This is a genomic window from Citrobacter sp. Cc139, from assembly GCF_030334645.1.
Taxonomy (GTDB): domain Bacteria; phylum Pseudomonadota; class Gammaproteobacteria; order Enterobacterales; family Enterobacteriaceae; genus Citrobacter; species Citrobacter werkmanii.
This window is the reverse complement of the sequence record NZ_JAOWDM010000090.1, coordinates 112,508-131,499: the sequence shown is the minus strand read 5'-3', so window position 1 is coordinate 131,499 and position 18,992 is coordinate 112,508. Positions and strand designations below refer to the sequence as shown.

The 18,992-nt window shown below is 52.0% G+C and carries 20 protein-coding genes and 1 pseudogene; 10 read left to right on the top strand and 11 right to left on the bottom strand.

Features of this window, described 5'->3' with window-relative positions:
- The first annotated feature begins 37 nt into the window (after positions 1–37).
- Positions 38–955, top strand: coding sequence for a LysR family transcriptional regulator (locus OGV69_RS16815; protein WP_038641248.1), 918 nt, complete (start codon positions 38–40; stop codon positions 953–955).
- Positions 956–1,041: 86 nt separating this feature from the next.
- Here the strand turns inward: OGV69_RS16815 and minE are convergent, their stop codons facing one another.
- From minE to minC, 3 genes are read right to left on the bottom strand one after another with little or no spacing between them, the layout of a single operon-like run.
- Positions 1,042–1,308 carry a cell division topological specificity factor MinE gene (gene minE, locus OGV69_RS16810; RefSeq protein WP_003833739.1) on the bottom strand — a complete coding sequence of 89 codons (267 nt, stop codon included), beginning with the start codon at positions 1,306–1,308 and terminating at the stop codon, positions 1,042–1,044.
- A 3-nt stretch (positions 1,309–1,311) separates the two neighbouring features.
- On the bottom strand, positions 1,312–2,124 hold the full coding sequence (gene minD / locus OGV69_RS16805; protein WP_038641246.1) for a septum site-determining protein MinD: 813 nt from the start codon (positions 2,122–2,124) through the stop codon (positions 1,312–1,314).
- Positions 2,125–2,147: 23 nt separating this feature from the next.
- Positions 2,148–2,855, bottom strand: coding sequence for a septum site-determining protein MinC (gene minC, locus OGV69_RS16800; RefSeq protein ID WP_286469414.1), 708 nt, complete (start codon positions 2,853–2,855; stop codon positions 2,148–2,150).
- 126 nt (positions 2,856–2,981) lie between these two features.
- Between minC and OGV69_RS16795 the strand changes: the two genes are divergently transcribed.
- The 3 genes from OGV69_RS16795 (at position 2,982) to ycgN (ending at position 4,543) form a co-directional block, all read left to right on the top strand.
- On the top strand, positions 2,982–3,275 hold the full coding sequence (locus OGV69_RS16795; protein ID WP_038641242.1) for a YcgL domain-containing protein: 294 nt from the start codon (positions 2,982–2,984) through the stop codon (positions 3,273–3,275).
- A 69-nt stretch (positions 3,276–3,344) separates the two neighbouring features.
- Positions 3,345–4,004 carry a fumarylacetoacetate hydrolase family protein gene (locus tag OGV69_RS16790; RefSeq protein ID WP_038641240.1) on the top strand — a complete coding sequence of 220 codons (660 nt, stop codon included), beginning with the start codon at positions 3,345–3,347 and terminating at the stop codon, positions 4,002–4,004.
- Between the two features lie 92 nt (positions 4,005–4,096).
- Positions 4,097–4,543 (top strand): cysteine cluster protein YcgN, encoded by a 447-nt coding sequence (gene ycgN, locus OGV69_RS16785; protein WP_069324688.1) that lies wholly within the window; start codon positions 4,097–4,099, stop codon positions 4,541–4,543.
- Positions 4,544–4,572: 29 nt separating this feature from the next.
- Here the strand turns inward: ycgN and OGV69_RS16780 are convergent, their stop codons facing one another.
- From OGV69_RS16780 to nhaB, 3 genes are all read right to left on the bottom strand, one after another.
- Positions 4,573–4,914, bottom strand: coding sequence for a TehB family protein (locus tag OGV69_RS16780; RefSeq protein ID WP_069324687.1), 342 nt, complete (start codon positions 4,912–4,914; stop codon positions 4,573–4,575).
- A gap of 110 nt (positions 4,915–5,024) precedes the next feature.
- Positions 5,025–5,555, bottom strand: coding sequence for a disulfide bond formation protein DsbB (gene dsbB, locus OGV69_RS16775; RefSeq protein ID WP_042307884.1), 531 nt, complete (start codon positions 5,553–5,555; stop codon positions 5,025–5,027).
- A 141-nt stretch (positions 5,556–5,696) separates the two neighbouring features.
- On the bottom strand, positions 5,697–7,241 hold the full coding sequence (gene nhaB / locus OGV69_RS16770) for a Na(+)/H(+) antiporter NhaB (protein ID WP_069324686.1): 1,545 nt from the start codon (positions 7,239–7,241) through the stop codon (positions 5,697–5,699).
- 237 nt (positions 7,242–7,478) lie between these two features.
- Between nhaB and fadR the strand changes: the two genes are divergently transcribed.
- Positions 7,479–8,198: a fatty acid metabolism transcriptional regulator FadR gene (gene fadR / locus OGV69_RS16765; RefSeq protein WP_038641229.1), complete on the top strand. Its 720-nt coding sequence runs from the start codon at positions 7,479–7,481 to the stop codon at positions 8,196–8,198.
- A 93-nt stretch (positions 8,199–8,291) separates the two neighbouring features.
- Here fadR and OGV69_RS16760 read toward each other — a convergent pair whose 3' ends face one another.
- Positions 8,292–9,824: a SpoVR family protein gene (locus OGV69_RS16760; protein WP_069324685.1), complete on the bottom strand. Its 1,533-nt coding sequence runs from the start codon at positions 9,822–9,824 to the stop codon at positions 8,292–8,294.
- A gap of 322 nt (positions 9,825–10,146) precedes the next feature.
- Here OGV69_RS16760 and OGV69_RS16755 point away from each other — a divergent pair, with 322 nt between their 5' ends.
- The 3 genes and pseudogenes from OGV69_RS16755 to OGV69_RS25365 form a co-directional block, all read left to right on the top strand.
- Entirely contained in the window at positions 10,147–11,445 is a 1,299-nt protein-coding gene (locus OGV69_RS16755; protein WP_069324684.1) for a D-amino acid dehydrogenase, read from the top strand.
- 12 nt (positions 11,446–11,457) lie between these two features.
- A complete protein-coding gene (gene dadX, locus OGV69_RS16750; RefSeq protein ID WP_069324683.1) occupies positions 11,458–12,528 on the top strand; it encodes a catabolic alanine racemase DadX in 1,071 nt (356 codons plus the stop codon).
- Positions 12,489–12,641, top strand: a pseudogene (locus tag OGV69_RS25365) (hypothetical protein); the annotation flags it as partial. The gene dadX and the pseudogene OGV69_RS25365, both read left to right, overlap by 40 nt.
- Here OGV69_RS25365 and OGV69_RS16745 read toward each other — a convergent pair.
- Both OGV69_RS16745 and ldcA read right to left on the bottom strand, forming a co-directional pair.
- Positions 12,579–14,312: a potassium/proton antiporter gene (locus tag OGV69_RS16745; protein WP_038641221.1), complete on the bottom strand. Its 1,734-nt coding sequence runs from the start codon at positions 14,310–14,312 to the stop codon at positions 12,579–12,581. The pseudogene OGV69_RS25365 and the gene OGV69_RS16745 sit on opposite strands and share 63 nt — an antisense overlap.
- 97 nt (positions 14,313–14,409) lie before the next feature.
- Positions 14,410–15,324, bottom strand: coding sequence for a muramoyltetrapeptide carboxypeptidase (gene ldcA, locus OGV69_RS16740; protein ID WP_069324682.1), 915 nt, complete (start codon positions 15,322–15,324; stop codon positions 14,410–14,412).
- Positions 15,325–15,422: 98 nt separating this feature from the next.
- On the opposite strand from ldcA, the gene emtA reads away from it, so the two are divergent.
- A complete protein-coding gene (gene emtA, locus OGV69_RS16735) occupies positions 15,423–16,034 on the top strand; it encodes a membrane-bound lytic murein transglycosylase EmtA (RefSeq protein ID WP_069324681.1) in 612 nt (203 codons plus the stop codon).
- Between the two features lie 11 nt (positions 16,035–16,045).
- Here emtA and ycgR read toward each other — a convergent pair whose 3' ends face one another.
- Positions 16,046–16,780, bottom strand: coding sequence for a flagellar brake protein YcgR (ycgR, locus tag OGV69_RS16730; RefSeq protein WP_038641216.1), 735 nt, complete (start codon positions 16,778–16,780; stop codon positions 16,046–16,048).
- Between the two features lie 198 nt (positions 16,781–16,978).
- Between ycgR and OGV69_RS16725 the strand changes: the two genes are divergently transcribed.
- Positions 16,979–17,233 carry a GlsB/YeaQ/YmgE family stress response membrane protein gene (locus OGV69_RS16725; protein ID WP_069324680.1) on the top strand — a complete coding sequence of 85 codons (255 nt, stop codon included), beginning with the start codon at positions 16,979–16,981 and terminating at the stop codon, positions 17,231–17,233.
- Positions 17,234–17,279: 46 nt separating this feature from the next.
- On the opposite strand, the gene OGV69_RS16720 is transcribed toward OGV69_RS16725, so the two are convergent.
- Complete coding sequence (locus OGV69_RS16720) at positions 17,280–18,992, bottom strand: alpha,alpha-trehalase (RefSeq protein ID WP_286469413.1); 1,713 nt, start codon at positions 18,990–18,992, stop codon at positions 17,280–17,282.

The following is an 18,992-nucleotide window of genomic DNA, read 5'->3' as shown; positions in this document are numbered from 1 at the left end:
ATAATCCCCCTAACTGGTGAAACATAAAACACAGATCATGAATAATCTGCCGCTGTTAAATGATTTGCGCGTCTTTATGCTGGTTGCGCGCCGCGCGGGTTTTGCCGCCGTCGCCGAAGAGTTGGGTGTATCACCGGCTTATATCAGTAAGCGTGTAGCCCTCCTGGAGCAGACGCTGAACGTGGTGCTATTACACCGGACAACACGGCGGGTGACCATCACGGAAGAGGGGGAGCGGATATACGAATGGGCGCAGCGGATCCTGCATGATGTCGATCAGATGATGGACGAGCTGTCCGATGTCAGGCAGATCCCGCAAGGGATGTTACGTATTATCAGCAGTTTTGGTTTTGGCCGCCGGGTGGTGGCTCCTGCGTTGTCTGCGCTGGCGAAAGAGTACCCGCAGCTCGAGCTGAGGTTCGATGTTGAAGACCGTCTGGTGGATCTGGTGAATGAGGGCGTCGATCTCGATATTCGTATCGGGGATGATATCGCACCTAATCTGATTGCCCGTAAACTGGCAACTAACTATCGCATTCTTTGCGCCTCGCCGGAGTTTGTGGCGCAGCATGGAATGCCGAAGCAACTGAACGATCTCTCTACTTTTCCCTGTCTGGTCATTAAAGAGCGTGACCATCCGTTTGGTATCTGGCAAATGCGCAATAAAGAGGGGACTCACTCAATTAAAGTGACCGGGCCTCTGTCATCTAATCATGGCGAAGTGGTGCATCAATGGTGTCTTGACGGCCAGGGAATTGCTCTGCGTTCGTGGTGGGATGTCTGTGGCAACATTGCCAGCGGACATCTGATACACATATTGCCTGAGTATTATCAACCAGCAAATATTTGGGCGGTTTATGTTTCGCGCCTGGCGACGTCGGCAAAAATCCGTATTACCGTTGAGTATTTGCGCCGCTATTTTGCCGAAAACTACCCGAAGTTTACGTTGGAATAAATGTGTTGCAGATTGGCAAAGGACGAAAATTAAAAAAGGCAGAATAATCTGCCTTTTTTGCAACCATGACGCATTTACACAAAAGGTTATTTAGACTCTTCTGCTTCAGGTAATGTTACGTTCAGCTCGAGGATCGAAATATCGCCGTCTTTTTGTTCAAGCTGTACGGTGACCATTTCTGGATCAATTTGTACATACTTGCAGATAACGTCGAGAATATCCTTCCTTAACTGCGGTAAATAATGTGGCTCGGCGTCACTACGACGACGTTCCGCAACAATAATCTGCAGTCGCTCTTTAGCGATGTTCGCTGTGCTCTTTTTCCGCGAGAGAAAAAAATCCAGTAATGCCATAACTTATCCTCCGAACAGGCGTTTGAGGAAACCTTTCTTCTCTTCTTCAATGAAGCGGAAAGGACGTTCTTCTCCCAACAGACGGTCTACGGTATCAGCATAGGCTTTACCGGCATCAGCATTGATGTCGAGAATAACCGGCTCACCCTGGTTAGACGCGCGCAGGACTGACTGATCTTCAGGAATCACGCCAACCAGCTTGATTCGCAGAATTTCCAGTACGTCTTCCATGCTCAGCATGTCACCTTTATTTACGCGGCCAGGGTTGTAGCGCGTAAGCAACAGATGCTCTTTAATCGGCTCTTCACCGTTTTCTGCGCGGCGGGATTTCGACGCCAGAATACCCAGAATACGGTCTGAGTCGCGTACAGAAGAGACTTCCGGGTTTGTGGTGATAATGGCTTCATCAGCAAAATACAGGGCCATCAGCGCGCCGGTTTCGATACCCGCCGGGGAATCGCAGACGATGAAGTCAAAGTCCATCGCTTTCAGATCGTCCAGAACTTTTGCGACGCCTTCACGCGTCAGCGCGTCTTTATCGCGGGTCTGTGAAGCCGGAAGAATAAAGAGATTCTCGGTACGCTTATCTTTGATTAACGCCTGATTTAACGACGCATCGCCCTGAATAACGTTGACGAAGTCGTAAACGACGCGGCGTTCACAACCCATAATCAGATCAAGGTTACGCAGGCCGATATCAAAATCAATAACGACAGTTTTCTTTCCCTTCTGGGCCAAACCTGTAGCGATGGCCGCGCTGGAGGTGGTTTTGCCAACGCCCCCTTTACCCGAAGTAACAACAATAATGCGTGCCATAGAAATTCCTTGTTAAAAAGGGATCAATTCAACGGTTGAACTGTCAAAGCGTTCTCTGCTAATTGCAGACGTGCCGCTTTGCCATAAAATTCTGCTGGGATTTTATCACTCAGCCAATAAACACCTGCGATAGACACCAGTTCCGCCGTCAGGTGGGTACAAAAAATTTGCGCTTCCCGGTCACCGCTTGCGCCTGCCAGCGCTCGACCTCTCATCATCCCATAAACATGAATATTGCCATCAGCGATAAGCTCTGCGCCCGCACTGACGTGGCTTGTAACAATCAGATCACATTGTGGAGCATAAATGCGCTGACCGGAACGAACCGGTACATTTATTAATCGTGTTTTTGTGATGGGAGTAACGTTTTGCGGCGGCGGGACGGGAACTGAAGCCTCAACAGGCGCGGGACGAAGCGCTTTTTCTTTACCTTCAGTCAGTAAAGGAAGTCCCATTTCATCAATTTCAGCCTTTAATCGGGCGTCTTTGCATCCGCTAAAGCCGATAATGCGCAAGCCGGTAGACGCGACAACTTCCTGCAGCGCCGACCAGTTTACCGGGCTTTCAAGACCACTCACGTTAACCACCACGGGCGCATGTTTTAAAAATGCAGGGGCCTGCGCGATTTTGTCTTCCAACGCCTGACGAATAACCTCGGGTTCTGCTTCATGTAAATGAACCACTGATAAGGTGAAGCTACTGCCTTTAAGCTCGATTGGCGTGTTTGACATCCTGGCCTTACTCATTTTGCTATTTATCATCCCCAGCGCGGGGTGATATTCCGAAGACTATAAGGCATGTTATAGTCAGTATTATATTGAGGCAAGCCACCATTCCGTGAATTCAGAGTAAAAGATATGTTTTGTGTGATCTACCGAAGCAGCAAACGTGACCAGACTTATTTATATGTCGAAAAAAAAGACGATTTCTCGCGAGTTCCTGAAGAACTGATGAAAGGATTTGGTCAGCCAACGCTGGCAATGATGTTACCGCTTGATGGTCGAAAAAAACTGGTTAATGCCGATCTTGAAAAAGTAAAACAGGCGCTAATCGAGCAGGGCTATTATTTACAAATACCGCCACCGCCAGAAGATTTGCTCAAACAGCATCTGGCAGCGGCCAAACAAAATACATCAGACGCTAAACGTTAAACTGCATCCGGCAGCAGCACGTTCCATCGATGCAGTACCTGAAATCTATGACTACGTTAGGGGAAAGTAATGTATCAACATCACAACTGGCATGGTGCTCTGCTGGATTATCCGGTGAGTAAGGTGGTTTGCGTAGGCAGTAACTATGCCAACCATATAAAAGAGATGGGGGGAACCACCCCGGAAGAGCCGGTACTGTTTATCAAACCGGAAACTGCGCTGTGTGATTTGCGCCAGCCGCTGGCGATCCCATCCGATATGGGGTCGGTTCACCATGAGGTTGAGCTGGCGGTACTGATTGGCGCAACCTTACGCCAGGCGACAGAAGAACATGTGCGTAAAGCCATCGCTGGCTATGGCGTAGCGCTGGATCTAACCCTGCGCGATATTCAGGGCAAAATGAAGAAAGCCGGTCAGCCGTGGGAAAAAGCCAAGGGCTTTGATAACTCATGCCCGCTGTCAGGATTTATCCCGGTGGCGGAATTTGATGGTGATCCGCAGGATACAATGCTCGGCTTGACGGTAAACGGCGAAACGCGTCAGCACGGCTCGACGGCAGATATGATCCATCCCATTGTTCCTTTGATTGCCTATATGAGCCGTTTCTTTACGCTCAAAGCGGGCGATGTGGTGCTGACGGGTACGCCAGCAGGGGTTGGACCGTTAAGTAGTGGTGATGAACTGGCTATCAGTTTCCATGGACAAACACTGACCACACGAGTGCTGTAATCTCTGCTTGCCGCCTTTTCGGGCGGCAAAACTTGCATCAGCGTGCCAGACTGGTTATAAGGTGCAGCTTTATTACGATAGCGGATACCCTGATGAGCGACATACCTTTCTGGCAAAGTAAAACCCTTGATGAAATGACCGATGCCGAGTGGGAGTCATTATGTGATGGGTGTGGTCAATGCTGCCTGCATAAGCTGATGGATGAAGACACCGACGAAATCTATTTTACCAACGTCGCCTGTAAGCAGCTCAATATTAAAACCTGTCAGTGCCGTAACTACGAACGTCGATTCGAATACGAGCCGGACTGTATCAAACTCACGCGTGATAATCTGCCTACCTTTGAATGGTTGCCGATGACCTGCGCCTATCGTCTGCTGGCGGAAGGAAAAGAGTTGCCAGAATGGCATCCGTTGCTGACCGGGTCGAAAGCGGCAATGCATGGCGAACGTATTTCGGTACGTCATATTGCGGTAAAAGAATCAGAAGTTCGTGACTGGCAGGATCATATCCTGAACAAACCTTCATGGGCGGACTGAGCCGCCCATCGATTAACAGGCGTTAAGGGTTAAGATTTTTTCGCCTGATACATCTCATCTCCATGGTTGTCGTCTTCAACCCAGAAATTGATGTTGAATTGCGCATCGTCACTTAATTCAACGCGATGCCAGTATTGTGGTGGGCTGGTCGCGAACTGGCCGGCATTAATCACTACTGTCACTTCGGGTTCTTTTGCGTCTTCATTGGCAAAGCCATAATACGTTACTGTGCCTTCCATCACGCAGAGCTGCCCAAACACCCCCGCAGCGATGTTGTGGTGGGAGAGCAGTGCCGCAGGAACATTGTCTTTCGTAAAGAAGGGAGTAGAGCGTTTAACTTTCCAGTTTGCCGGGATGCGTAAATGGGACATAAGACATCTCCTTCGTGTGGCATCTATAAGATGTATTTAATATACATCTTATAGATGCCAGCAGGCAATGAATTTAAGCCAAAAAAAACGCTCCCGAAGGAGCGTCTCTGTTAGCGACCGAAAAGGTCACGTTTTTTCGGTTTAAACGGTTGTGCTATGACGACCAGTATTGCCACAACAAGATATGCGGCGAAGATCCCAAGCAGCCACTGCGGCATTTCGAGGGTTAAAAACGACCACTGACGCTCAGCGCAGTCGCCCGATGCCACAAACACCTGCGGCAGCCATTTATCCAGCGGTAACCAGCTCGGAAAGCGCGCGGCAAAATCACAGGTCATAAATGGTGACGGGTGAAGCTGAATCATGGTGTGTTCATACGCTAACTGAAGACCGCGCCAGGCACTGTAAATCCAGATAACCATTGCCACATAGCGCAGCGGTGTTTTTGGCGCGATAGCCCCCACCAGTCCCGCACCCATCACGCCAAATAATGCGCTACGTTCATAAATACACAACACGCAAGGTTTTAGCAGCATGACGTGCTGGAACCACAACGCAACGAGTTCCAGCGCAAAGGCGGTAAACGCCAACAATAACCACGCTCCACGACCACGGGAACACTGGTTTAAAAATCGCAACATAATAATTTCCCTGCAACATGCGTAGAGACCGCAGTTTAAACCAATTCACTTTATGCGCCACTAGCGGGAATTGAAAATTTGCGTAATCGGATAATTATCATGCAAAAAGTCAAACCGGGCAGTGATTTGCCCGGCTAATTGTTATGAAAGTGTAGCTAACCAGCCCGACTGGGTCATCCATTCGGTCATTGGAACAAGTGTGAACTCCACGCAAAGCAACCCGACGAGCGTCAGGACAAGGGTATAAGGCAGAGCCATCCATACCATGCGACCATAAGAGAGGCGAATCAATGGTGCCAGGGCGGAAGTCAGCAGAAACAGGAACGCCGCCTGCCCGTTTGGTGTGGCCACGGAAGGCAAGTTGGTCCCGGTGTTAATCGCCACCGCTAACAGTTCATACTGATTAAGGCTGATAGTCCCCTGTTCCAGGGCCGCTTTGGCTTCGTTGATGTAGATAGTGCCGACAAAGACGTTATCAGAAATAGACGACAGCAGACCATTAAACAGATAGAACAGCGTTAATTGTGCGTGTTCAGAGGCTTGTAAAACGAACTGAATAATCGGCGAAAAGAGCTGCTGATCGATGATCACCGCAACAACAGAGAAGAACACGGTCAGCAGGGCGGTGAAGGGCAGCGACTCGGTAAAGGCTTTGCCTATAGCATGTTCGTCGGTAACGCCGGTTAACGACGTTGCCAGAATAATCACTGACAGACCAATTAATCCCACTTCCGCCAGATGCAGTGCCAGGGCGACCACCAGCCAGACGCCGATAATCGCCTGGATAATCAGTTTGATCTTGTCCTGGCGGGTTCGCTGCTGACGGCTCTGATCGTCAAATTTTTGCAGGACATCGCGGACGGTCTCCGGCAGCGTTTCGCCATAGCCGAACCAACGTAATTTCTCGACCAGCACGCAGGTTAGCAGACCGCAAATCAGCACCGGAACGGTGACCGGTGACATGCGCAGGAAGAAGTCGCCAAAGTGCCAGCCAGCTGCTTTGGCGATAATCAGGTTTTGCGGTTCACCAACCATGGTCATTACGCCGCCTAACGCCGTACCGACGCCTGCGTGCATCATCAGGCTACGCAGAAAACCACGGAACTGCTCCAGAACGACCTTGTTGTGCTGATCGATATGGCTGTCATCGAGCATATTGTTATCTTCCCCACGGGAAGAGGCCACGCGATGGTAGATGCCATAAAAACCGACCGCTACGCTTATCACCACGGCAACGACGGTCAACGCGTCAAGGAACGCGGACAGGAAGGCGGCAGCAATGCAAAAGGAGAGCGAAAGCAGTGACTTGGAACGAATACTGAGCAGAAGACGGGTGAAAATAAACAACAGCAGTTGCTTCATAAAGTAGATGCCTGCCACCATAAACATCAGCAGCAGTAACACCTCAAGGTTGGCGGCAACTTCTTCACGTACATGCGCGACGCTGGTCATGCCAATGATGACAGCTTCAATTGCCAACAGCCCGCCCGGCAGCAGTGGATAACATTTTAGCGCCATTGCCAGCGTAAAAATGAACTCGGCCACCAACAACCAGCCTGCAATAAAGGGATTGATGAAAAAAATAATCGGGTTAGCGACTAAGAAGATGAGCAGTGCAAGTTTATACCAGTCTGGCGACTGACCTAAAAAATTGCGCCACATCGCGCGGCTCCATGATAGCTCCATGGTGATTTCCCTACCTTTAAAAATGAAATGATGTTTTTATGTTTGACCGCAAAGCTTAGCGGGAGGAGGGGGCGCAGGCAAGCTCTTCACGTGAATGGCAAGGGGGGAGTGAGTATCAGCGTTATCTGGAAAATGAAGCCTTGATCCACTTTTTCTTCATTTCGTCAGCTATCAGCTATGAAACCCGTCTGGTATGATAACTGTAACTATGTTTTGCTGTGTAATGGAATTATTACTATGGTCATTAAGGCGCAAAGCCCGGCGGGGTTCGCGGAAGAGTACATCATTGAGAGTATCTGGAATAACCGCTTCCCACCTGGCACTATTTTGCCCGCTGAACGTGAACTGTCTGAACTGATCGGAGTGACACGTACTACGTTGCGCGAAGTATTACAGCGTCTGGCGCGGGACGGCTGGTTGACCATTCAACACGGCAAACCGACGAAGGTGAATAACTTCTGGGAAACCTCCGGGTTGAATATTCTTGAAACGCTGGCGCGCCTCGATCACGAGAGCGTACCGCAGTTGATCGATAATCTGCTGTCTGTGCGCACCAACATTTCAACCATCTTTATCCGCACCGCGTTTCGCCAGCATCCTGACAAAGCGCAGGAGGTGTTGGCGACAGCAAATCAGGTAGCTGACCACGCTGATGCGTTCGCCGATCTGGACTACAACATTTTTCGCGGTCTGGCATTTGCGTCCGGTAACCCCATATACGGTCTGATCCTCAACGGAATGAAAGGGTTATATACCCGTATTGGTCGTCATTATTTTGCCAATCCAGAAGCGCGTGGTCTGGCGCTGAGCTTCTATCGTAAGCTGTCAGAACTGTGCGAGCAGGGCGCTCATGAGCAGGTTTATGAAACGGTGCGCCGCTATGGTCACGACAGCGGCGAGATTTGGCATCGTATGCAGAAAAACCTGCCGGGCGATTTAGCTATTCAGGGACGCTAATTACGCAATGCCGGATGGCGACGCTAAAGCGTGTTATCCGGCCTCGAATGCGCAGGCCGGATAAGGTGTTTACACCGCCTCCGGCAATAAGATTTACAGACCGTTCATCCTCGGCGGGCAACGCTCCAGCAGCTCCACGCTGCCATCTTCATTCTGCTGCTCCAGCATCACGTCAAAACCCCATAACCGGTGCACATGTTTCAGTACCTCTTTGCGTCCCTTATCCAGCGGGGCACGGTTATGCGGAATATAACGCAAGGTGAGCGAACGGTCGCCGCGCAGATCGACATTCCAGACTTGAATATTCGGCTCCAGGTTGCTGAGGTTATATTGCGACGACAGTCGGCTACGAATTTCACGATATCCTTCCTCATTATGGATAGCGGAAATCTCCAGGTAATTGTGGCGATCATCATCCAGCACGGTGAACAGGCGGAAATCGCGCATCACTTTTGGTGACAGGAACTGACTGATAAAGCTCTCATCTTTAAAATCGCGCATCGCGAAATGCAGCGTTTCCAGCCAGTCGGAACCGGCAATATCCGGGAACCAGTACCTGTCTTCCTCGGTGGGGGACTGACAGATACGCTTGATATCCTGGAACATCGCAAAGCCCAGCGCGTAAGGGTTTATCCCGCTATACCACGGACTATTGTACGGCGGCTGGAAAACCACGTTGGTATGGCTGTGTAGAAACTCCAGCATAAAACGCTCGGTAACTTTACCTTCATCATAAAGGTGGTTAAGGATGGTGTAATGCCAGAAGGTGGCCCAGCCTTCATTCATCACCTGCGTCTGTTTCTGCGGATAAAAATACTGGCTGACCTTGCGCACGATGCGTAAGACCTCACGCTGCCAGGACTCCAGTAGCGGCGCGTTTTTTTCCATAAAATAGAGCAGATTTTCTTGCGGTTCGGAAGGATATCGCCGCGCTTCGGAAATGGTTTTCTCTTCCTCTTTCTTCGGCAGCGTGCGCCACAGCATATTCACCTGGCTTTGTAGATACTCTTCACGGCTTTTCTGCCGGGCTTTCTCTTCCTGCAGCGAGATTTTTTGCGGTCGTTTGTAACGGTCCACGCCGTAGTTCATCAGCGCATGGCAGGAGTCGAGGAGCTTTTCGACTTCATCCACACCGTAACGCTCTTCACACTGGGTAATGTAGTTTCGCGCGAAGATCAGATAGTCGACAATGGAGCTGGCATCCGTCCAGCTACGGAACAGGTAGTTATTTTTGAAGAAAGAGTTATGTCCGTAGCAGGCATGCGCCATCACCAGCGCCTGCATGGTGATGGTGTTCTCTTCCATCAGATACGCGATACACGGATTGGAGTTAATGACGATTTCATAGGCCAGCCCCTGCTGACCATGCTTATACAAGCGCTCGGTTTCAATAAACTTCTTACCAAACGACCAGTGCGGATAGTTGATTGGCATCCCGACGCTGGAGTAGGCATCCATCATCTGTTCGGAGGTGATCACCTCGATTTGGTGCGGGTAGGTATCCAGTCTGTAGAGTTTCGCCACGCGGTCTATTTCCGCCAGATAGACATCCAGCAGATCAAACGTCCAGTCGGGTCCATCGCTTAACCGTGTGCTGTCCTTGTTCATGGAATCAATCGTAGCCATTCGCGCACCCTCATTGTTGGCGGCACTCTCTGTGTGGAGTACCTCATTTCAAGCATAGATCATGGTGTTAAAAAACGTGCTGCGGCAGAAATTTTTTCTTTGCGATTTCACGTTAGCGAAGCGCAGAAAAAAGGCATATCCGCAAAATTTTATGCTGGATAAAAATAACGCACAGCATGAGATTCCAAAGCCGGGAGTTCCCAGCAATCACTGCTATATGTGAGATAAGTCACCATAAAAAAGCCATATGTTGAATAATATTTTCAACTGAGTTATCAAGATGTAATTAGATGATTGTTCTTTTACTGTTAACGGAGTGGCTATGCGAGTTGTCATACTGGGAAGTGGTGTCGTTGGCGTGACCAGCGCCTGGTACTTAAGTCAGGCTGGACATGATGTCACCGTCATTGATCGTGAGCCCGGTCCGGCACTGGAAACCAGTGCGGCAAACGCCGGACAAATCTCTCCAGGGTATGCAGCACCATGGGCGGCGCCCGGCGTACCGCTTAAAGCAATTAAATGGATGTTTCAGCGCCATGCCCCGCTGGCCGTCCGTCTCGACGGGACTCAGTTCCAGTTGAAATGGATGTGGCAAATGCTGCGTAACTGCGACACCAGCCACTACATGGAAAACAAAGGACGCATGGTACGGCTGGCGGAATACAGCCGTGATTGCCTGAAAGCGCTGCGCGCCTCTACCGGCATTGAGTATGAAGGACGTCAGGGTGGAACGTTACAGCTGTTCCGTACTGCTCAACAGTATGAGAACGCCACCCGCGATATCGCCGTGCTCGAAGATGCGGGCGTGCCATATCAGTTGCTGGAAGCAAACCGCCTGGCGGAAGTCGAACCGGCGCTGGCGGAAGTGGCGCATAAGCTGACCGGCGGCTTGCGTTTACCAAATGACGAAACCGGTGATTGCCAGTTGTTTACCCAGCGCCTGGCGCAGATGGCCGAGCAAGCGGGCGTCACGTTCCGCTTTAACACCCCGGTCGATAAGCTACTCAGCGAGGGGGAGCAAATATATGGCGTCCAGTGTGGGGATGAAATTATTAAAGCCGATGCTTATGTGATGGCGTTTGGCTCTTACTCCACGGCGATGCTCAAAGGTATTGTTGATATTCCGGTCTATCCGCTTAAAGGTTATTCCTTGACCATTCCGGTGGCGCAGGATGATGGGGCCCCGGTTTCTACTATCCTTGATGAAACCTACAAGATCGCCATAACCCGCTTTGATAACCGTATTCGCGTTGGCGGCATGGCGGAGATTGTTGGCTTCAATACCGAATTGCTGCAGCCTCGCCGCGAAACGCTGGAGATGGTTGTACACGATCTTTTCCCGCGCGGCGGTCATGTGGAGCAGGCTACATTCTGGACCGGACTGCGTCCGATGACCCCGGACGGTACGCCGGTCGTGGGACGAACCCGCTTTAAAAATCTGCTGCTTAATACGGGGCATGGCACACTGGGCTGGACCATGGCCTGTGGATCCGGCCAGCTGCTGAGCGATATTTTATCTGGTCGTACCCCAGCCATTCCTTACGACGATTTGAGCGTGGCGCGTTACAGCCCGGGGTTTACCCCCTCTCGGCCACGGCATTTACACGGCGCACATAACTGATAAGGATGAGAGATGACCCGCCCGATACTGGCCAGCATTGACCTGCAGGCGTTGAAACAAAATCTGGCCATTACTCGCCAGGCCGCGCCGGACGCCCGCGTCTGGTCGGTAGTGAAAGCCAATGCTTACGGACATGGCATTGAACGAGTATGGAATGCGCTGGGCACAACCGACGGTTTTGCCATGCTCAATCTTGAAGAGGCGATAACCCTGCGCGAGCGGGGATGGAAAGGCCCGATATTAATGCTGGAGGGTTTTTTCCACGCCGACGACCTGACGATATATGACAAATATCGTCTGACAACGTGTGTGCACAGTAACTGGCAGCTAAAAGCATTGCAGAATGCGCGCCTGAACGCACCGCTCGATGTTTATCTGAAGGTGAACAGCGGCATGAACCGGCTGGGTTTCTTACCAGACAGAGTTTCCACGGTCTGGCAACAGCTGCGGGCCATGCCCAATGTCGGTGAAATGACGCTGATGTCGCACTTCGCTGATGCAGAACACCCGAATGGCATTCAGGAAGCGATGACACGTATTGCGCAGGCGACGGAAGGGCTGGAGTGCAGACGGTCACTGTCCAATTCGGCTGCGACGCTGTGGCATCCTGAAGCGCATTATGACTGGGTTCGTCCGGGCATCATTTTGTACGGAGCATCGCCGTCTGGACAGTGGCGAGACATCGCCAATACGGGCCTGAAACCTGTGATGACGTTAAGCAGCGAAATTATCGGCATACAAACGCTGAAAGCCGGCGATCGGGTCGGTTACGGCGGGCGTTACACCGCCAGCGGGGAGCAACGCATCGGCATTGTGGCGACCGGGTATGCAGATGGTTATCCGCGCCATGCGCCGAGCGGCACGCCAGTACTGGTGGACGGTGTACGCACCAAAACGGTCGGAACGGTCTCAATGGATATGTTGGCGGTTGACCTGACGCCATGTCCTCAGGCGGGGATCGGCACGCCGGTAGAGCTGTGGGGCAAAGAGATCAAAATTGACGATGTGGCCGCTGCTGCGGGTACGGTGGGCTACGAACTGATGTGTTCGCTGGCGCTGCGCGTACCGGTTGTGACGGTGTAACTTTTGGATGCCGGGTCAGGCGCAGCCCCCACCCGGCAAAAACAGCTACGTCACTCATCCTCATCTTCAGCAACGCGAACACCAACCTTCAGCACCGCATTATCTTCTTTCTCGGCCACCGTCCAGATCATGCCAGCAAATTCAACCTGGTCACCAACGACCGGCGCGGCGCCTAACAGGTGCTGAACGATTTCACCCAGCGTTTGCTGTTTATCGCGATACTCTGTGCCATCGTCGAGGCCATAGATCAGCGCCACGTCGGCATATTTTGCGCTGGCTTCGAGAATAAAATCGCCAAAGAAGCGCTGGTCTAACGATACCGGCGGCGACTGGCTGAATAGCTTGCCGAGAGCGGGGAGATCGCGCTCGCGACCAATGACGCACAACACGTCACCTTCACGCAGGCGCGTGCTGCCCGACGGATGAAACAAGACATTGTCACGAAACAGGGCGGCAATTCGCGTTTCTTCCGGCATATGCAGGTCGCGCAATGCGGCTCCCACACACCACTTATCCGCACTGAGCTGATAAACAAACTGCTCCCAGGGGTTATCCGGGTGAATATCCAGACCAATACGCGAAACGGGCCAGCCGACCGGGGGAACCACCACTTTGGCCTTTTTAGCCGCCCAGGAAAGTGACGTTCCCTGAAACAGCAGGGAGATCAGAACCACGAAGAACGCCACATTAAAGAACAGACGCGCATTTTCCAGGCCGGCCATCATCGGGAAGACGGCAAGGATGATCGGCACCGCGCCGCGCAAGCCCACCCAACTGATAAAAATACGCTCGCGCAGATTGAAGCCACGGAACGGCAGCAGTCCGGCGAAGACCGACAGCGGACGAGCCACGAAAATCATCCATGCGGACAAAATCAGCGCTGGAATCGCGATAGGCAGCAGGTCGGAAGGCGTGACCAGTAGCCCCAGCACCAGGAACATGGCGATTTGCGCCAGCCAGGCCAGACCATCGAAGTTTTGCAGAATACCAAATCGGTTGCGAATCGGGCGATTACCCAGCAGGAAACCGCACAGATAAACCGCCAGAATACCGCTGCCTTCCAGTGCGGTAGTCAGGGCAAAAATGAGGATCCCGCCGCTTAAAGCCAGTAACGGATACAGCCCGGCAGGCAACGAAATGCGGTTAATCATTTGCTGCAGCAGATAGCCGCCGCCCAGACCCAGCACAATCCCTAAACCAAACTGCTGGAGTATATGCACCGCGAACATCCAGCTTAAACCGGTCTCGTGGTTTTGGATCATGGCGATAAGCGTGATAGTCAAAAATACCGCCATCGGGTCATTACTCCCGGATTCAATTTCCAGCGTGGAGCCAACACGTTCGTTAAGCCCCTTACCACCAAGCAAGGAAAAGACCGCCGCCGCATCGGTGGAACCGACTATCGCGCCAATCAATAGCCCCTCAATGAGATCCAGATTAAACAACCATGCGGCCATCATGCCGGTAAGTCCGGAGGTAATCAGTACCCCGACGGTCGCCAGCGATAGCGCCGGACCCAGCGCGACGCGAAAAGAGCTGGCCTGGGTGCGCATGCCGCCGTCGAGCAGGATAACTGCCAGCGCCAGGTTGCTCACCATGTAGGCAAATGGGTAGTTGTCAAAAGGAATACCGCCTACACCATCCACCCCCGCTAACATCCCGATAGCGAGAAATATCACCAGAATAGGGATGCCAAGACGTGATGAGAATGAACTGAGTAAGATACTGCAGGTGACGAGAACGGAACCCAAAATAAAAAGGCTAATAACTGCTGCGGCATCCAACGTTCGTTTACTCCTGAATTACGCTGTTTCGTATTAACAAACCCTAACATAATAACGACAGAAACAGCGTTTTACTTAGCCCTGTTGGCAGCTTTTTTTACGATTTAAGTACCGGATGACCATTTATGGTGAGCTGAGCGCCATTTTTATCGTTTTTCAGCACCGCATTGGCACCCAAAGGCAGGGTGACGGTACGTTGTTCATGACCAAAATCAAGACCGCTGATTAACGGAACTGACAATCTGTCGCGTAGAAAAGCGCAAACCGAATCAAGGCTGTATCCGGCGTCATAGTCATTGGGCGCACTGCCGCTAAAACTGCCAAGAATAATGGCGTTCTGCCGGGCCAGTATTCCCGCATGGTATAGCTGCAGCAGCATGCGTTCAATACGGAATGGGTGCTCATTAATGTCTTCCAGCACCAACACACCGTTTTCGATAGCGGGCATCCACGGCGTGCCCATCAGCGAAATGATCATCGCCAGATTTCCGCCCCATAGCGTACCTTCGGTCGCACACGCCGGGCCGTTACTCTGCCATTCGAGGGTAAATTGGGGATGACGCAAAGCCTGCCAGAAATGGTGCTCGGTAAACGCGTTCATCTCCTCGGCCCCGAAGTTAGCCGCCAGCATTGGGCCGCTGAAGGTAATCACATTGCCCTGCGCCAGCAAACCGCACTGAATCGCCGTAAAATCGCTGTGCCCGCACAGCAGTAGCGGGTTTTGTTGCTGACGAGCAGCCAGTCCCTGCCAGTCGATCCCTTCCAGTAAACGGCTCGCGCCATAGCCGCCGCGTACCGCCATCACAATAGTGTCAGGCGTGTGCAGATTAACGAGCGAGTTCACATCTGCCAGACGTTCTGCTTCTGTGCCCGCAAAACGCTGGCAGCGGCGCGCAATAACCGCTGAATTATCGACCTGGTGACCGGCCTCAGTAAGCCGCGCAAGCCCACGTAATGCAGCCTGCTGGTTGATACAGTAGCCCGAAGGGGCAATTAAGTGAAACCGGGACATGGCATTTCCTTGCTACAACTAAAACCAAATGTATATCATGCCGCGTAGGTATGTCGTTGTCACCTCAGCGACAGGTTCCGGCTATAAGGATAGATGACGTGAAATTGAGATGGTTTGCTTTTTTGGTTGTATTACTTGCGGGCTGTAGTTCAAAACAGGATTACAAAAATCCGCCATGGAATGCTGAAGTTCCGGTCAAACGCGCAATGCAATGGATGCCGATCAGTGAAAAAGCCGGTGCGGCCTGGGGTGTCAGCCCACAATTGATTACCGCTATCATCGCCATTGAATCTGGCGGAAACCCGAATGCGGTCAGTAAATCGAATGCGATTGGTCTGATGCAGTTAAAAGCGTCCACGTCAGGACGCGATGTTTACCGTCGTATGGGATGGAGCGGAGAGCCGTCGACCAGCGAGCTGAAAAATCCTGAGCGTAATATTTCGATGGGAGCCGCCTACCTGAGTATTCTTGAGACCGGGCCTCTGGCCGGAATTGAAGATCCTCAGGTGATGCAATATGCGCTGGTGGTGTCGTACGCTAACGGGGCGGGCGCACTGCTGCGAACATTCTCCTCCGACAGAAAAAAAGCCATTAATAAGATCAACGATCTCAGCGCGGATGAATTTATTGAACATGTGGCTGATAATCATCCGGCGCCGCAGGCTCCACGCTATATCTGGAAGCTCCAGCAAGCGCTGGATGTCATGTAGTTCATGTAATGCTACCCGCGCACCTTATTGGCTTTTTCCCGGGCTTCGCGCTCAAGGGAAAAAATAATCCGCTGTAAGTTCCGCTCCACCGCCGGGCCGACGTTGAGAAAACGAAAGCTCAGGCGGGGAGTGGTAATGGTTTCGTTTTTGCTGTCGATAACCACGCGCTCGCTGATGGAAATCAGCTGGGCGTCAACGTGATACACACCCCATTGCGCCATGTTCAGTTCAACTTGTGAGAAGCGCATGCCTTCTACCAGTCCCTCTGGCTTTGCCGTTTCTAACAGTCCACCCATGCCGCCGAGAGACAAATCGAACAGGCGAAAATGCAGAATGCTGTTGTCCGGCATCTTTGCCGCGCAGCGATAGGGAGGATGCAGCGGCGCGCCGATACGGAAATACTCCCGACGCTGTATGAACCACAGGGAAGGCGGCAGCGTTGAGATAAATGCCGGTAGTCGCTGATACTCGCCTTTTTTAAGCTGCGGCAGCGTGAATTCCACTTTGGCGCCCTGCGTTTCGGCGATAATTGAGATCTGGCTGGCCCGCTGCACGGCCTGGTTTTCATATTCCTGACTGCCAAAGTCCATGATCAGTTCGTCCGGGGTGACCGCCAGTATTTTGCTAATGAACTGGCCACCTGACCAGGAGATACGCAGCGGAACCTGCTGCGAATTTAAGTCCCTGAGAACGCCTAACACCGCTAACGGATTTTGCTTCAGGAACTGCTCATTGTAGTTGCTCACACCTAATGACTCCTGGATGCCTGGTTTATCGTTGGATTATCGGCATCAAACGACGGAACTTAAGACAAATGAATGAAATTTTTTGCCAAAGCCAATGAATTAAGTCTATGTGGAAAAACGTCATCCAACAGCTTGCCTATACTTAATGCACTGGCGCGGGAATAACGAGCGCACATTCACTGGAAAGAGGGCCTGAAAATGGGAATTATTGCCTGGATTGTTTTTGGTCTGATTGCAGGTATTATCGCCAAACTGATTATGCCGGGGCGCGATGGCGGTGGATTTATCCTGACCTGTATTCTCGGTATTGTCGGCGCTGTGGTCGGCGGATGGCTGGCAACAATGTTTGGTATCGGCGGTGATGTCAGCGGATTTAATCTCCACAGCTTCCTGGTGGCCGTAGTCGGCGCGATTGTTGTGCTGGGTGTTTTCCGGCTTGTGCGACGAGATTGAGTGAGCGGCCCCCTCTGGGGGCCGTTTCTTTGGAATAGAAAGTTCGTTATGGCGTCGGTTGCGTCTGCTTTTGAGGCTCAGTTGATGCCGTCCCAGCCGGGGCTGGACGCGATGCGGGGACGCTGTCACACGGTTTTTCTTTGGCGCAAATCAGGTCGAGCATTTTTAGCGTTACGCCGTTAGTCCAGCCGAACCCATCCTGCAACGGATATTCACCGCCACCGCCGCCGGTGCCAGTGGTACTCACGTCATACTTTTCAACCAGCTTTTTGTCGCGATCGTAAGTGTGCTGCACGTTGGTGAGGAATCGCCAGGTTACGTCCATGGCGACGTTATCCTGACCGTAATTCTGTAACCCGGATGCCGCGACCCACTGGAGAGGGGCCCAGCCGTTTGGCGCATCCCATTGCTGACCGCTTTTCACCGAGGTGGTAGCTAGACCGCCGGGCTGCAGCAAATGTGCCTGGGTTGCCGCGGCGACCTTACTGGCGCGATCTTTTGCCGCTGCATTAACATACAGCGGGAACAGGGCGGCGGCAGTGAGTTGGTTACGTACTTTGTGGCTCTTTAGATCGTAGTCGGCATACCAGCCTTCTTTGTCGTTCCACAGGTGCTTTTCGATCCCTTTTTGTCGGGCATTGGCAAAACCGTCATATTGAGCAGCTTTGGCATCATCACCAGCGGCTTTACTGGCGAGGGCGATCATTTTTTCCATTTTGTACATCAGCGCATTGAGATCGACCGGCACAATGCTGGTGGTACGCAGGGTACCTAGCTGGTTGGGGTTATCCATCCAGCGGGAACTAAAGTCCCAGCCGGACGCTGCGGCGGAGCGCAGGTCGCGGTAGATTTCGGTGGCCGGACGGTTCGGGTTACTTTTAGCGGTGGCGATATCCTCCACCCATGACTCTGGCCGCGGCGTATCGCGGTCATCCCAGTAGCGGTTCAAAATGGTGCCGTCATCCAGCTTAACCACGCGCTTATTTTGCTGACCGGGCTGGAGCGTTTCGACGCCCTCCATCCAGTAGGTGTACTCTTTGAGCATCTGCGGGAGGTATTTTTTCAGCGCATCATCCCCTTCGTGCTGCGCCAGCAGTTCAACCATAAAGGCAAAGAACGGCGGTTGAGAACGGCTCAGATAATAGGTGCGGTTGCCGTTAGGAATGTGTCCCCAGGCATCAATCTCGTAAGCGAAATTTGCCACCATGTCGGAGACCTTGTCCCAGTGATTACTTTCGGCAAGCCCCAGCATGGTGAAATAGCTGTCCCAATAATATATTTCGCGAAAACGCCCGCCTGGCACCACATATGGCTCCGGGAGCGGCAGCAGCGAGTCCCATTTTTCAACGTCTGTTGTTGAGCGGGTTAGCACCGGCCACAGACCATCAATATGCTCGCGCAGCGATTGCCCGGCAGGGGGGACGTATTTCTCACCCTCTTTCGGTAAGGTAAAGTTCACTCCGACAAAATGACGTAAATCGAATCCAGATTGATTCTTTTGCATTCGGTAATCGGCGAGGATCATTAACGGATCGCTATTGGGAACCGCGTCAGCAAAGGTTTTCTGGTCAGGGAACAATTTGGCCGTTTGTACATCGTTAAACAGAGGGCCGAGCAGAATATCAGGTGGTTGCGGTGTCGCTGCTGGCGCGTCCTCCGCATTGACGGTAAAAGAGGTACAGGCAAAAAGGGTACTGGCAAACGTCAGTTTTATCGCAACAGAAAGCAGCCCGGAAGGGCGAATTGCTGGTGTTATCAT

Bases quoted from the DNA above. Each gene is read 5' to 3' on its own strand.
- OGV69_RS16815 (WP_038641248.1), top strand. From the start codon at position 38: ATGAATAATCTGCCGCTGTTAAATGATTTGCGCGTCTTTATGCTGGTT.
- minE (WP_003833739.1), bottom strand. From the start codon at position 1,308: ATGGCATTACTGGATTTTTTTCTCTCGCGGAAAAAGAGCACAGCGAAC.
- minD (WP_038641246.1), bottom strand. From the start codon at position 2,124: ATGGCACGCATTATTGTTGTTACTTCGGGTAAAGGGGGCGTTGGCAAA.
- minC (WP_286469414.1), bottom strand. From the start codon at position 2,855: ATGTCAAACACGCCAATCGAGCTTAAAGGCAGTAGCTTCACCTTATCA.
- OGV69_RS16795 (WP_038641242.1), top strand. From the start codon at position 2,982: ATGTTTTGTGTGATCTACCGAAGCAGCAAACGTGACCAGACTTATTTA.
- OGV69_RS16790 (WP_038641240.1), top strand. From the start codon at position 3,345: ATGTATCAACATCACAACTGGCATGGTGCTCTGCTGGATTATCCGGTG.
- ycgN (WP_069324688.1), top strand. From the start codon at position 4,097: ATGAGCGACATACCTTTCTGGCAAAGTAAAACCCTTGATGAAATGACC.
- OGV69_RS16780 (WP_069324687.1), bottom strand. From the start codon at position 4,914: ATGTCCCATTTACGCATCCCGGCAAACTGGAAAGTTAAACGCTCTACT.
- dsbB (WP_042307884.1), bottom strand. From the start codon at position 5,555: ATGTTGCGATTTTTAAACCAGTGTTCCCGTGGTCGTGGAGCGTGGTTA.
- nhaB (WP_069324686.1), bottom strand. From the start codon at position 7,241: ATGGAGCTATCATGGAGCCGCGCGATGTGGCGCAATTTTTTAGGTCAG.
- fadR (WP_038641229.1), top strand. From the start codon at position 7,479: ATGGTCATTAAGGCGCAAAGCCCGGCGGGGTTCGCGGAAGAGTACATC.
- OGV69_RS16760 (WP_069324685.1), bottom strand. From the start codon at position 9,824: ATGGCTACGATTGATTCCATGAACAAGGACAGCACACGGTTAAGCGAT.
- OGV69_RS16755 (WP_069324684.1), top strand. From the start codon at position 10,147: ATGCGAGTTGTCATACTGGGAAGTGGTGTCGTTGGCGTGACCAGCGCC.
- dadX (WP_069324683.1), top strand. From the start codon at position 11,458: ATGACCCGCCCGATACTGGCCAGCATTGACCTGCAGGCGTTGAAACAA.
- ldcA (WP_069324682.1), bottom strand. From the start codon at position 15,324: ATGTCCCGGTTTCACTTAATTGCCCCTTCGGGCTACTGTATCAACCAG.
- OGV69_RS16725 (WP_069324680.1), top strand. From the start codon at position 16,979: ATGGGAATTATTGCCTGGATTGTTTTTGGTCTGATTGCAGGTATTATC.
- OGV69_RS16720 (WP_286469413.1), bottom strand. From the start codon at position 18,992: ATGATAACACCAGCAATTCGCCCTTCCGGGCTGCTTTCTGTTGCGATA.